Here is a 13,291-nt window from a genome sequence, read left to right as displayed (position 1 = left end):
TTCAAGCAATTTGTTTGTATCTATGTGGCTAAGATTTTTGATTGTGGTCCATATAGATGAATATCTAAATGGACTAGCAAAGTTATAACTTGTTAGATTATTTCAAGCATCCGTTTAGATAGTATCTAGGCGGTTTTTTGTTTTATCTTTTCTGAGAAGGAGTTTCATTATGAAAGTTGTTCGAAAATTACTAGCCCCTCTCTTGGTAGTGGGAATCCTCTTGACCTCTCTGATTAGTTTGCATCAGTTGAAGGCAGATAAGAAAAAAGATGTGTTTCGTATCGGTATTTCGCAATTTATTACCCACCAGTCTCTAGATGCTACTAGAGAAGGCTTTGTGGATGAGCTGGCTAAACAAGGCTATGTGGAGGGGAAAAATATTGAGATTGATCTGCAAAATGCACAGGGAGAACAAAGAAACCTAAAAACGATTTCCCAGCAACTCGCAGAATCTAGTGATGTTGTTCTAGCCATCGCAACGCCTTCTGCTCAGAGCTTGGCCAATACGACGCAAACGACACCTGTTATTTTTTCAGCTGTAACAGATCCTGTCAGCGCCAAGTTGGTTGAGTCAAGAGAACATCCTGGAGGCAATGTAACTGGAACAAGTGACCAGTCGTCAGATGCTATTTCAACCCAAATTAACTTAATAAAGAAAGTTCTACCAAAAGCTAAAACAATTGGAATTCTCTATACTCAGAGTGAGCCAAACTCAGTTGTACAAAAGGATGAAGCTAAGCGCCTTCTGGAAGAAAAAGGCTTTACCGTTGTTGAAAAAACAATCTTGGACAGTAACAACGTCAAGGCTGCTGCAGAAAGCTTGATGGCAGAGGTGGATATGGTTTTTGTACCAACGGATAATATCATTTCGTCAACCATGGAAACAGTCAAGCAGGTTTCTATTAAACACAAGGTTCCAGTATTTGGTGGTTCAACAGAAATGGTTGCGGTTGGTGGCTTGTATAACTACGGAACCAATTATGAAGAATTGGGAAGACAGACAGCTCGTATGCTGATTCGTGTTTTAAAAGGTGAGAAGCCAGAAAATATAGCAGTTGAATTGCCTGAAAAACTGGAATTGCATACCAATCAAGAAATGGCAGACGCATTGGGAATTGATATTAGTAAGTTAGAAGGCAAGGAATAAGGAGGTTTGAGATGAATTTTGTGTTATCTAGTTTATCAGAAGGTTTGTTGTGGTCGATTATGGCGATTGGGGTCTACTTGACTTTCCGTATTTTGGATATTGCGGATATGACTGCTGAAGGAGCCTTTCCTCTGGGGGCAGCAGTCGTTGTATCACAGATACAGGCAGGGACAAATCCTTGGATTGCGACTTTACTTGCTTTGTTTGCAGGTATGGTAGCAGGTCTAGTATCAGGAATGCTCCATACCAAGATGAAAATTCCAGCTCTCTTGACAGGGATTGTGACCTTGACAGGGCTTTATTCCATCAATATTAAAATCATGGGAAGCGTGCCTAATCTTTCCTTGGGAGATTCTTCGACTGTCTTTAAACAGTTGGCTAGCTTGGGGCTGTCAAATGAAGAAGCTGTTTTCTCATTCAGTTTAGCCTGTCTCTTACTTGTTTGTTTGGTCTTGACTCTTTTGATGAAAACAGAGATTGGCTTGGTCTTGCGTTCGACTGGGGACAATATTCCGATGAGTGAGGCCAATGGGGTCAATGTAGACACCATGAAGATTGTTGGTTACATGATTTCAAACGGCTTGATTGCCCTATGTGGTTCCTTGTTTGCCCAAAATGATGGATTTTCAGATGTGACTTCTGGGACAGGAACCATCGTTGTTGGTTTGAGTGCAGTGATTATTGCGGAAGTCTTGATTCACGACTTGACCATTGGAGGTCGCTTGTTATCCATCGGAATTGGTGCTATTGTTTACCGTTTGATTATTTTAAATATCTATGAAATTCCAAATCTAGATCAAAATCTAGTTCGTCTCTTTAATGCAATCTTGTTAGCCTTGGTTCTATTTGCACCAGAATTGCAAAAGAGATTAAAGATTCGTGGTCTGAAATTGAGAAATGAATAGGAGGAGAAAGTTATGGCAAGTTTGTTAACACTTGAAAATATTCACAAAACATTTGAAGCAGGGACAGTCAATGAGAACCATGTTCTCAAAGGATTAGATTTAGAGGTTGAAGAGGGAGATTTTATCTCTGTGATTGGTGGAAATGGAGCAGGGAAATCCACTTTGATGAATATATTGGCTGGTAATCTATCGGTGGACGAAGGAGACCTTTTATTGGCAGGCAAATCCATTAAAAATCTGAGTGTCAGAAAGAGAGCCAAGGATATAGCCCGTGTTTTTCAAGATCCTAAGATGGGAACAGCTTCTCGTTTGACGATTGAGGAGAATATGGCTATTGCCTTGAGACGCGGGCAGAAGAGAGGGCTTGGCTGGGGTGTGAAGGAGAAGGACAGAATCCAGTTCCAAGAGGCCTTGAAGGAGTTGAATATTGGTCTTGAAAACCGCTTGAAAGTGGATACTCAATATCTCTCAGGAGGGCAAAGACAGGCTTTGACCCTAGTCATGGCAGCTCTGGTGAAACCCAAACTTTTGCTTTTGGATGAACACACTGCGGCACTTGACCCGAAAACTAGTCAAATGGTGATGGATTTGACACAAAAGATTGTGGAACACCATCAGTTAACGACTTTGATGATTACCCACGATATGAACCATGCGATTGAGTACGGAAATCGTCTCATTATGCTCTATCAGGGTAAGATAGTGGTGGATGTCAAGGGAGAAGAGAAAAAGCATCTGACAGTTGAAGATCTCATGCATCTCTTTCAGAAAAATAGTGGCCAAAGTCTAGTTAGTGATGAATTGGTTTTGGGATAAAGAAAAAGGCTGAGATCTAGTGTCTCAGTCTTTTATTAGTATAAATGGATAGGCAGAAATATGAAATTAATACTCTTCGAAAATCTCTTCAAACCGTGTCAGCTCTATCTGTAACCTCAAAACAGTGTTTTGATCAACCTGCGGCTAGCGTCCTAGTTTACTCTTTGATTTTCATTGAGTATAAACTCAGTAAGGAGCCCTCTTTTGCAGAAAAGCAGGGTTCTTTTTGCTGTTTATTCCATCCCTGAAAGCGTAAAACAAACTAGTCAGGGTGGCTAGTTTGTGGTATAATGAAAGAGACTCAAAAAGAAACAGGAGAAAAATGATGGATTTACTTTTAGCAATTGTATTGATTGTGCTAGCTTTTCTAGGAGGAGCTCTTGGAGGAATGTACTTGGTTCGTAAGCAAATTGAAAAAGAATTCGCTGACAACCCACGTTTGAATGCTGAAGCAGTTCGTACTCTTTTGAGTGCAAATGGTCAAAAACCAAGCGAAGCTAAGGTACAACAAGTTTACCACCAAATCATCCGCCAACAAAAGGCGGCCCTTGCTAACAATAAAAAGAAAAAATAAATAAGGAAAAGTCTGGGATGAAAGTTCCAGACTTCTCACTATGTTGGCTAAGGGTTTAGGGATGAGACTTTTTCCTTGCATTCTATTGATATTTGATTATGATTAAGAGAGATAGTTGTTGATGAAGTTGTTCTTCAGTTCATAAAGACAAGTAATCATAATGAACTATCAATCAGAAAAAAGACTAGAAAGAAGACTGTATGGATAATCGACCAATTGGTTTTTTGGATTCGGGTGTCGGGGGCTTGACCGTTGTGCGCGAGCTCATGCGCCAACTTCCCCATGAAGAAATCGTCTATATTGGAGATTCGGCACGCGCGCCTTACGGGCCCCGTCCTGCTGAGCAAATTCGTGAATATACTTGGCAGTTGGTCAACTTTCTTTTGACCAAGGATGTCAAAATGATTGTCATTGCTTGTAATACAGCGACTGCGGTCGTCTGGGAAGAAATCAAGGCTCAACTAGATATTCCTGTCCTAGGTGTGATTTTGCCAGGAGCTTCGGCAGCTATCAAGTCTAGCCAAGGTGGGAAAATCGGAGTGATTGGAACACCCATGACGGTACACTCAGACATCTACCGTCAGAAAATCCATGATTTGGATCCGGACTTACAGGTGGAGAGTTTGGCCTGTCCCAAGTTTGCTCCCTTGGTGGAGTCTGGTGCCCTGTCAACCAGTGTCACCAAGAAAGTGGTCTATGAAACCCTGCGTCCCTTGGTTGGAAAGGTGGATAGCCTGATTTTGGGTTGTACCCATTATCCACTGCTCAGACCTATTATTCAAAATGTCATGGGGCCCAAGGTTCAACTTATCGATAGTGGGGCAGAGTGCGTACGGGATATCTCAGTCTTACTCAATTATTTTGAAATCAATCGTGGTCGCGATGCCGGACCACTCCATCACCGTTTTTACACAACAGCCAGCAGCCAAAGTTTTGCACAAATTGGTGAAGAATGGCTGGAAAAAGAGATTCATGTGGAGCATGTAGAATTATGACAAATAAAATTTATGAATATAAGGATGGACAGGACTGGTATGTCGGGTCCTATGGTATTTTTGGTGGCGTCCGGACGTTGACGGATGATGACTTGGATTTTCCTCTATTGGAGTTTGCCCAAAGATTTCGAGATGAGGATCGAGGTTTTCCTGTTTCTGTTACTGTTTTACGCTATGGTTCTCGCTACCGTTTATTGTCTTTTGTGGTAGATATCCTCAACCAAGAAATGGGACGTAACTTGGAAGTCATTCAACGTCAAGGGGCCCTGCTCTTGGTTGAAAATGGGCAACTCTTGTATGTGGAATTGCCTAAAGAAGGGGTCAATGTTCACGACTTCTTTGAGACAAACAAGGTTAGAGAAACCTTGTTGATTGCGACTCGTAACGAGGGCAAGACCAAGGAATTTCGAGCTATCTTTGACAAGTTAGGATACGATGTGGAAAATCTTAATGACTATCCTGACTTACCTGAAGTAGCAGAAACAGGCATGACCTTCGAAGAAAACGCCCGCCTCAAGGCAGAAACTATTTCTCAATTAACGGGCAAGATGGTTTTGGCAGATGACTCAGGTCTCAAAGTCGATGTCCTTGGTGGCTTGCCAGGTGTCTGGTCAGCTCGTTTCGCAGGTGTGGGAGCTACTGACCGTGAAAACAATGCCAAACTCTTGCACGAATTGGCCATGGTCTTTGAACTCAAGGACCGCTCGGCTCAATTCCATACAACCCTAGTCGTAGCCAGCCCAAACAAGGAAAGTTTGGTTGTGGAAGCAGACTGGCCTGGCTACATTAACTTTGAACCTAAGGGTGAAAATGGATTTGGTTACGATCCTCTCTTCCTTGTAGGAGAGACAGGTAAGTCCTCAGCTGAATTAACCCTTGAAGAAAAAAATAGCCAATCTCACCGCGCCTTAGCCGTTAAGAAACTTTTGGAGGTATTTCCATCATGGCAAAGCAAACCATCATTGTAATGAGCGATTCCCATGGCGATAGCTTGATTGTGGAAGAAATCCGTGATCGCTATGTAGGCAAAGTTGATGCCGTTTTTCATAACGGCGATTCTGAACTGCGTCCTGATTCTCCCCTTTGGGAAGGCATCCGCGTTGTTAAAGGGAACATGGACTTTTACGCCGGCTACCCAGAACGTTTGGTGACTGAGCTTGGTTCGACCAAGATTATCCAAACCCATGGTCACTTGTTTGACATCAATTTCAACTTTCAAAAGTTGGACTACTGGGCTCAGGAAGAAGAGGCCGATATCTGTCTTTATGGTCACTTGCATGTGCCAAGCGCTTGGATGGAAGGCAAGACCCTCTTTCTAAATCCAGGTTCCATCAGTCAACCACGTGGGAGCATCAGAGAATGTCTTTATGCTCGTGTGGAGATTGATGATAGTTATTTTAAAGTGGACTTTTTGACACGAGACCATGAGGTTTATCCGGGCTTGTCCAAGGAGTTTAGCCGATGATTGCCAAGGAGTTTGAGACTTTCTTGTTGGGGCAGGAGGAAACTTTTTTGACCCCTGCTGAAAATCTAGCCGTGTTGATTGATACCCACAATGCGGATCATGCGACCCTCTTGCTCAGTCAGATGACCTATACCCGTGTTCCTGTTGTGACAGATGAAAAACAGTTTGTTGGGACGATTGGGCTCAGAGATATTATGGCTTATCAGATGGAGCATGACTTGAGCCAAGAAATTATGGCGGATACGGATATTGTTCATATGACGAGAACGGACGTAGCGGTCGTCTCGCCTGATTTTACCATTACGGAGGTCTTGCACAAGCTGGTAGATGAGTCCTTCTTGCCGGTTGTGGATGCGTCTGGTATTTTCCAAGGAATTATCACGCGCAAGTCTATTCTCAAGGCAGTCAATGCCCTCTTGCATGACTTTAGTAAGGAATATGAGATTCGATGCAAATGAGAGACAGGATTTCAGCCTTTTTAGAGGAAAAGCAGGGTCTGTCTGCCAATTCCAAGCAGTCCTATAAGTATGATCTGGAACAATTTTTAGATTTGGTAGGCGAGCGAATTTCTGAGACCAGTCTCAAGATTTACCAAGCCCAGCTAGCCAATCTAAAAAACAGCGCCCAGAAGCGAAAGATTTCAGCCTGTAACCAATTTCTCTACTTTCTCTATCAAAAAGGAGAAGTGGATAGCTTTTATCGTTTGGAATTAGCCAAACAAGCTGAAAAGAAGACGGCAAAGCCAGAACTGTTAAACCTAGACTCTTTTTGGCAGGAAAGTAATTATCCAGAGGGGCGTTTACTGGCTCTACTTATCTTGGAAATGGGGCTCTTGCCGAGTGAGATTTTAGCCCTCAAGGTTGCGGACGTCAATCTGGACTTTCAGGTGTTGCGAATCAAGAAGGCTTCCCAACAGAGGATTGTCACCATTCCTACAACCTTGCTTTCAGAGTTGGAACCTTTGATGGGCCAGACCTATATCTTTGAAAGGGGAGGGAAATCCTATTCTCGTCAGTGGGCCTTTCGCCAGCTAGAGTCCTTTGTCAAGGAGAAAGGTTTTCCAGCACTATCAGCCCAAGCCCTACGGGAACAGTTCATTCTAAGACAAATAGAAAAGAAGGTCGATTTGTACGAAATTGCAAAAAAATTAGGATTAAAAACAGTCCTGACCTTAGAAAAATATAGATAATGGATATTAAATTAAAAGATTTTGAAGGGCCCCTGGACTTGCTCTTGCACCTGGTTTCTAAGTACCAGATGGATATCTACGATGTGCCCATTACGGAAGTCATTGAACAGTATCTAGCCTATGTTTCAACCCTGCAGGCCATGCGTCTAGAAGTGACGGGCGAGTACATGGTTATGGCCAGCCAGCTCATGCTGATCAAGAGCCGCAAACTCCTTCCAAAGGTAGCAGAAGTGACCGACTTGGAGGACGATCTAGAGCAGGATCTTCTTTCCCAAATCGAAGAATACCGCAAGTTCAAGCTCTTGGGGGAGCACTTAGAAGCCAAGCACCAAGATCGGGCCCAGTATTATTCCAAAGCGCCGACAGAGTTGATTTACGAAGATGCGGAGCTTGTGCATGACAAGACGACCATTGACCTCTTTTTGGCTTTTTCAAATATCCTAGCCAAGAAAAAAGAGGAGTTTGCACAGAATCACACGACTATCTTGCGGGATGAGTATAAGATTGAGGACATGATGGTCATCGTAAAAGAGTCCTTGACTGGACGAGATCAATTGCGCTTGCAGGATTTGTTTAAGGAAGCCCAGAATCTCCAAGAGGTCATCACCCTCTTTTTGGCAACCCTAGAGTTAATCAAAACCCAGGAGCTGATTCTTGTGCAAGAGGAAAGTTTCGGAGATATTTATCTCATGGAAAAGAAGGAAGAAAGTCAAGTGGCCCAAAGCTAGACTTGATAGAGAGGAAAGATGAGTACTTTAGCAAAAATAGAAGCGCTCTTGTTTGTAGCGGGTGAAGATGGGATTAGAGTCCGCCAGTTAGCTGAACTCCTCTCTCTGCCACCGACAGGCATCCAACAGAGTTTAGAAAAATTAGCCCAGAAGTATGAAAAGGACCCAGATTCCAGTTTGGCCCTGATTGAGACAGGTGGTGCTTATAGATTGGTGACCAAGCCTCAGTTTTCAGAGATTTTGAAGGAATACTCTAAGGCACCTATCAACCAGAGTTTATCTCGGGCTGCCCTTGAGACCTTGTCCATCATTGCCTACAAACAGCCTATCACACGGATAGAGATTGATGCCATCCGTGGAGTCAACTCGAGTGGGGCCTTGGCAAAGTTGCAGGCCTTTGACTTGATACGAGAAGACGGGAAAAAAGAAGTGTTGGGTCGCCCCAACCTCTATGTGACTACAGATTATTTCCTAGATTACATGGGGATAAATCATTTGGAAGAATTACCAGTGATTGATGAGCTTGAGATTCAAGCCCAAGAAAGCCAATTATTTGGTGAAAGGATAGAAGAAGATGAGAATCAATAAATATATTGCCCACGCAGGTGTGGCCAGTAGGAGAAAAGCAGAAGAGCTGATCAAGCAAGGCTTGGTGACGGTCAACGGCCAGGTGGTACGTGAACTCGCAACGACCATCAAGTCAGGAGACAAGGTCGAAGTGGAAGGTCAACCTATCTACAACGAAGAAAAGGTCTATTATCTGCTTAACAAACCACGCGGTGTCATTTCCAGTGTGACAGATGACAAGGGTCGTAAGACTGTTGTGGACCTCTTGCCCAATGTAAAAGAGCGCATTTACCCAGTTGGACGTTTGGACTGGGATACATCAGGAGTCTTGATTTTGACCAATGATGGGGATTTTACAGATGAGATGATTCACCCTCGTAATGAGATTGACAAGGTTTATGTCGCGCGTGTTAAAGGTGTGGCCAATAAGGATAATCTGCGCCCCTTGACCCGTGGACTTGAGATTGATGGAAAGAAAACCAAACCGGCTGTCTATGAGATTCTCAAAGTGGATCCAGTTAAAAACCGCTCTGTGGTGCAGTTGACCATCCATGAAGGGCGTAACCATCAGGTTAAAAAGATGTTTGAAGCTGTCGGTCTCCAAGTAGATAAGTTGTCTCGAACTCGTTTTGGACACCTAGACTTGACAGGTCTCCGTCCAGGTGAATCGCGTCGCCTTAACAAAAAAGAAATCAGCCAACTACATACCATGGCTGTAACCAAGAAATAATGAAACGAATTTTAATAGCGCCTGTGCGCTTTTACCAACGTTTTATCTCACCAGCCTTTCCACCCTCTTGTCGCTTTGAGCCGACTTGTTCCAACTACATGATTGAGGCTATTGAAAAACATGGCTTCAAGGGTGTTTTGATGGGCTTGGCTCGGATTTTACGTTGCCATCCCTGGTCGAAAACAGGTAAGGACCCTGTTCCAGACCATTTTTCCCTCAAACGAAATCAAGAAGGGGAATGAGGTTAGGTAAAAGATTTTAATAAAATAATAAAACCGCATCCTATCAGGTTTGAGTGAGCTTGATAGGATGCGGTTTATCATGTAAAGTTGTTAGTTGAGTTTGAAGTTGCTTATTTCAAAGCTTTTTGTGCGTCTTCAATCATGAGTTTTGTTGATTCAAGACCACCTCCGCTTAGATACCAGAGGTCTGGTGTTAGTTGGATAATCTTACCATTTTTAGCGGCAGGAGTTTCAGCGATAAGGGCATTTTCTAGGACGCCATCGTTGCTAGAGTTGTCCCCACCGATGGCAAGGGTACGGTTGATGACAAAGAGGATGTCAGGATTGATTTCTTTGACACTTTCAAAGCTGACTTCTTGTCCGTGGCGAGAATCTTCAAATTGAGTATCAGTTGGCTTGAATTTCAAGGTTTGGTACAAGAAAGAGAAACGAGATTGGGCACCAAAGGCAGCCATTTTTCCTTCGTTGAGGAGGATGGCAAGGGCTTTTTTGTCAGAACTTTCATTTTTAGTAGCGACTTCTTGGATGTTCTTGTCTAGCTTGGCCAATTCTTCCTTGGCTTTCTGTGTACCAGTTTCACCGAAGGCGCTTGCTAGGGATTCGATATTAGTCTTGGTAGAAGTCCAGTAGTCATCTTTGCCTGCTTGGAAGAGAACAGTCGGAGCGATTTCGTTGAACTTATCTACGAATTTTTGGGTACGTGGTGAAGCGATAATTAGGTCTGGTTCAAGAGCAGCAAGGGCTTCTAGGTCTGGCTCAACCATAGAACCAACATTTTTAACTTTTCCAGCTAGGTCTTTTAGATAAGTCGGAACAGTTTTTGTAGGCATTCCGACGATATTCTTTTCAAAACCTAAAGCGCGAATAGTATCCGCAGCACCGAGGTCAAAGGTCACAATCTTTTCAGGGACTTTTGAAAGTGTGACTACACCTAGTGAATTTTTAATGGTTACCTCTGTTGGAGCAGAGCTACTTGACTCCGTCTTACTAGTGCTTGAGTTTGTACTACATGCACCAAGTAGGAGCAAGAAGCTGGCTACTAGGGCAGTGAGGTAAAGTTTGAGGGATGTTTTCATGATTTCTCCTTTTTAAAATGTGATAACGATTTAGGGAGTCTCTAGGTTTTATTGACTAAGAGATTGAAGGTTCTCTAACTTGAACTTATATGTTATTAGCTATAGATACAGATCTTTTTGCCATTGATATCAGCCAGCGTGATGGGAATCTCATAAAGTTGACTGAGCAGGTCAGCCTGCATGATTTGATCTGTTCTTCCCTTGCTAAAGACTTGACCGTCCTTGAAGGCGACAATTTCATCTGCATACTGACTGGCCATGTTGATATCGTGGAGGACGATGATAATGGTCTTTCCTAGTTCCTCCACCAGTCGCTTGAGAATCTGCATCATGCTGACGCTTTGCTTGATATCGAGATTGTTGAGCGGTTCATCTAGCAAGATAAAGTCTGTATCCTGGGCCAGTACCATAGCGATAAAGACCCGCTGGAGCTGGCCTCCAGACAGGCTATCGATGTAGCGGTCTTTTAGGTTGGTCAGTTCCAGATAGTCCAGAGTTTCTCGGATTTTTTCCCAATCTTCTGGTCTCAGTCGTCCTCTACTGTAGGGAAATCGTCCAAAACTGACCAGTTCTTCCACCGTCAATTTGGCTTGGTAATTGATTTTCTGCTTTAGGATAGTGAGTTCTTGAGCTAGTTCTTGTGAATTCCAACTCTCGATTTCACGGCCTTTGATACTGAGAATCCCCTGATCTTTCTTGGTCAGTCTGCTCATGATGGAGAGGAGAGTCGATTTTCCAGCACCATTTGGGCCAATAAAGGCTGTCAGTTTCTGAGGACTGACTTCAAGCGAAATGCCTTGCAAAATATCCTGTTTTTGAATGGATTTGTCAATGTTTTCCAGTTTCACCGACGCGCCCTCCTATAAAGTAAGATAAAGAATAAGAAGCCACCCACACTCTCGATGATCATGCTGATGCGAATTTCCAGAGCAAAAACTCGTTCGATGAGGGCTTGTCCCAAGGTCAAACTAATAAATCCAATCAGAATAGTTACGATAAAGAGCAACTTGTGCCGATAATCTTTGACAATCAGGTAAGTTATATTAGCCAGCATAAAGCCGAAGAAGGCCATAGGCCCTACCAAGGCAGTGGCCGTTGAAGTTAAAAGTACGATGCCCCAGAGGAGCTCTTTCTGTTCTTTTTCAACATCGAGTCCCAATATCTGAGCTGTTTCTCTTTGTAGGTGCAAGACATCCAGAATGACTGCTTTTCGAAAGAAAAAGATTGTCAAAGCAATGATGATCAGAGAGCCGATGGCTAGGATGGAAGTGTTGAGATGTTGAAAGGAGGCAAAGAGACCGTTTTGCAGTTTATCGTATTCGTTTGGATCCATCAGGACCTGAAGGAAGGTACTGATATTTCGAAAGAGACTTCCGAGGGCAAGACAAATCAGCAGGATAAAGACCAGATCTTGTTTCATCAGCGTCTTCAGGTAGCCTTCTAAGGCGAGAAAGAAGAGGGATTGGACAAGAAGTAAGATTAGGAATTCTAAGATGGGAGACTTCCCGAGTTGAAGAAACTTGCTTTCAAAAACCAGTAGCAGAGTTTGTAGTAGGACGTAGAAGGATTCGATTCCCAAAATACTAGGAGTCAGGAAACGATTTTCCGTCAGGGTTTGAAAACTAATGGTCGAAATCCCAGTCGCGATAGCTACCAAGAGATAAACGACAATTTTTTGGGAACGCAATTTCCAAGCAAAGGCTGACAAGTGAGTGATGGGCCAAAAGTAGAGAAGACAAGCTCCGATGGCGAGAATAATGAGAAGGCAGAAGAGTTTGGTATGTTTGCTTTTAAACTGCATCTTTTCGTCCCCCTCTCCATAGAAGTAGGATAAAGACGAGGCTACCAATGATTCCTAGTAGAAGACTGACAGACAACTCATAGGGTCGAATCAGAACTCGGGATAGGATATCGCAAGCCAGAACTAGATTGGCTCCAACCAGTGCGACGATAAGTTTGGTCTGACTTAGATTATCTCCATAACGCTTGCGAACAAGATTGGGAACAATAACTCCGAGAAAAGGTAAGCCACCCACGGTAATCATGGTGACACTAGTCGTTAGAGCAACCAGAAAGAGAGCCAGTTTTTCAAGTAGGGAGTAAGAAATCCCCAAACTCTCACTGGCTTCCTTGCCCAGATTCATGATGGTAAAAGTTTGGGATAATTTCCAAACGGCTATCAGGATGATGAGGCCTAAAAAGAGCCATTCATACTGATGATTCTGAATCATGGAGAAGGAGCCCTGGGTCCAAGCTGTCATACTCTGAACCAGATTGAAACGGTAGGCGATAACTTCTGTCACAGAACCGATAATCCCGCTATAGATGATCCCAATCAGAGGCAACATCCACCTTTCCTTTATAGAAAAAATAGTCATGAAGGCTAGGAAGAAGAGGGTGAATGTGATGGATGAAACAAAAGCGAAGAGCATCTTTTGGGTCAGACTAGCCGACGGAAAGACAAAGAGGCTCAGCACCATTCCCAGTTTGGCAGCTTCAGTCGTTCCAACTGTGCTTGGAGCAGCAAACTGATTTTGAGTGATAGTCTGCATGAGAAGTCCTGCCATACTCATACTAGAGGCCGTCAGGAGAATACTGATGGTTCTTGGAAGACGGGACTCTTGAAAGAGAAGCCAAGTTTCATGATCCAGAGCAAAGAGTTTTCCCCATGAAAAATCACTGGTCCCAATGCTAATAGAGAGAAAGACTAGGAGTAGAAGTAAGCCAATTAAATAATGAGAAAGTTTCATACCCCATCCTTTCATGTAGATTTGGTACTGAAAGATACCTGCGGATATTACTGTAAATGATTTATTTAATCTGTCAATAAATTTTCTGACAATTTAATGAATAAAAC

17 protein-coding genes are annotated in these 13,291 nt (G+C 43.2%); 13 read left to right on the top strand and 4 right to left on the bottom strand.

What is annotated here, in order from left to right; all coding sequences use genetic code 11:
* The first annotated feature begins 169 nt into the window (after nt 1-169).
* The 13 genes from B7703_RS02460 (at nt 170) to yidD (ending at nt 9,358) form a co-directional block, all read left to right on the top strand.
* Complete coding sequence (locus tag B7703_RS02460; RefSeq protein ID WP_084923488.1) at nt 170-1,147, top strand: ABC transporter substrate-binding protein; 978 nt, start codon at nt 170-172, stop codon at nt 1,145-1,147.
* Between the two features lie 11 nt (nt 1,148-1,158).
* Complete coding sequence (locus B7703_RS02455) at nt 1,159-2,052, top strand: ABC transporter permease (RefSeq protein WP_084923486.1); 894 nt, start codon at nt 1,159-1,161, stop codon at nt 2,050-2,052.
* Between the two features lie 12 nt (nt 2,053-2,064).
* A complete protein-coding gene (locus B7703_RS02450) occupies nt 2,065-2,868 on the top strand; it encodes an ABC transporter ATP-binding protein (RefSeq protein WP_000157661.1) in 804 nt (267 codons plus the stop codon).
* 325 nt (nt 2,869-3,193) lie between these two features.
* A complete protein-coding gene (locus B7703_RS02440; RefSeq protein WP_000364990.1) occupies nt 3,194-3,442 on the top strand; it encodes a YneF family protein in 249 nt (82 codons plus the stop codon).
* Nucleotides 3,443-3,642: 200 nt separating this feature from the next.
* Nucleotides 3,643-4,437, top strand: coding sequence for a glutamate racemase (racE, locus tag B7703_RS02435; protein ID WP_000370371.1), 795 nt, complete (start codon nt 3,643-3,645; stop codon nt 4,435-4,437).
* Entirely contained in the window at nt 4,395-5,405 is a 1,011-nt protein-coding gene (locus tag B7703_RS02430) for a nucleoside-triphosphate diphosphatase (protein WP_419991882.1), read from the top strand. The genes racE and B7703_RS02430 overlap by 43 nt, the downstream gene beginning before the upstream one ends.
* The gene (locus tag B7703_RS02425; protein ID WP_033687331.1) at nt 5,381-5,902 is read left to right on the top strand and encodes a metallophosphoesterase; all 522 of its coding nucleotides are present in this window, start codon (nt 5,381-5,383) and stop codon (nt 5,900-5,902) included. The genes B7703_RS02430 and B7703_RS02425 overlap by 25 nt, the downstream gene beginning before the upstream one ends.
* The gene (gene cbpB / locus B7703_RS02420; RefSeq protein WP_004260968.1) at nt 5,899-6,360 is read left to right on the top strand and encodes a cyclic-di-AMP-binding protein CbpB; all 462 of its coding nucleotides are present in this window, start codon (nt 5,899-5,901) and stop codon (nt 6,358-6,360) included. Before B7703_RS02425 ends, cbpB begins: the two co-directional genes overlap by 4 nt.
* Entirely contained in the window at nt 6,357-7,091 is a 735-nt protein-coding gene (gene xerD, locus B7703_RS02415) for a site-specific tyrosine recombinase XerD (protein ID WP_338322408.1), read from the top strand. Before cbpB ends, xerD begins: the two co-directional genes overlap by 4 nt.
* Entirely contained in the window at nt 7,091-7,819 is a 729-nt protein-coding gene (locus B7703_RS02410) for a segregation/condensation protein A (protein WP_020903099.1), read from the top strand. The genes xerD and B7703_RS02410 overlap by 1 nt, the downstream gene beginning before the upstream one ends.
* Before the next feature lie 18 nt (nt 7,820-7,837).
* Nucleotides 7,838-8,407, top strand: a complete 570-nt coding sequence (gene scpB, locus B7703_RS02405; protein WP_020903100.1) for an SMC-Scp complex subunit ScpB — start codon at nt 7,838-7,840, stop codon at nt 8,405-8,407.
* A complete protein-coding gene (locus B7703_RS02400; RefSeq protein WP_001222228.1) occupies nt 8,394-9,116 on the top strand; it encodes a pseudouridine synthase in 723 nt (240 codons plus the stop codon). Before scpB ends, B7703_RS02400 begins: the two co-directional genes overlap by 14 nt.
* Nucleotides 9,116-9,358, top strand: a complete 243-nt coding sequence (gene yidD / locus B7703_RS02395) for a membrane protein insertion efficiency factor YidD (protein WP_024057384.1) — start codon at nt 9,116-9,118, stop codon at nt 9,356-9,358. The genes B7703_RS02400 and yidD overlap by 1 nt, the downstream gene beginning before the upstream one ends.
* 110 nt (nt 9,359-9,468) lie before the next feature.
* On the opposite strand, the gene B7703_RS02390 is transcribed toward yidD, so the two are convergent.
* The 4 genes from B7703_RS02390 to B7703_RS02375 all read right to left on the bottom strand — a co-directional run bounded on the left by B7703_RS02390 (nt 9,469) and on the right by B7703_RS02375 (nt 13,184).
* A complete protein-coding gene (locus tag B7703_RS02390; protein WP_024057385.1) occupies nt 9,469-10,434 on the bottom strand; it encodes a siderophore ABC transporter substrate-binding protein in 966 nt (321 codons plus the stop codon).
* 95 nt (nt 10,435-10,529) lie between these two features.
* Entirely contained in the window at nt 10,530-11,282 is a 753-nt protein-coding gene (locus B7703_RS02385; protein WP_024057386.1) for an iron ABC transporter ATP-binding protein, read from the bottom strand.
* A complete protein-coding gene (locus tag B7703_RS02380; protein ID WP_024057387.1) occupies nt 11,279-12,235 on the bottom strand; it encodes an iron chelate uptake ABC transporter family permease subunit in 957 nt (318 codons plus the stop codon). Before B7703_RS02380 ends, B7703_RS02385 begins: the two co-directional genes overlap by 4 nt.
* Nucleotides 12,225-13,184 carry an ABC transporter permease gene (locus B7703_RS02375; protein ID WP_020903104.1) on the bottom strand — a complete coding sequence of 320 codons (960 nt, stop codon included), beginning with the start codon at nt 13,182-13,184 and terminating at the stop codon, nt 12,225-12,227. The genes B7703_RS02380 and B7703_RS02375 overlap by 11 nt, the downstream gene beginning before the upstream one ends.
* Between the last annotated feature and the right edge of the window lie 107 nt (nt 13,185-13,291).

This window comes from Streptococcus mitis (assembly GCF_002096735.1).
GTDB lineage: Bacteria > Bacillota > Bacilli > Lactobacillales > Streptococcaceae > Streptococcus > Streptococcus mitis_CZ.
This window is presented reverse-complemented; position numbering and strand designations above follow the sequence as displayed.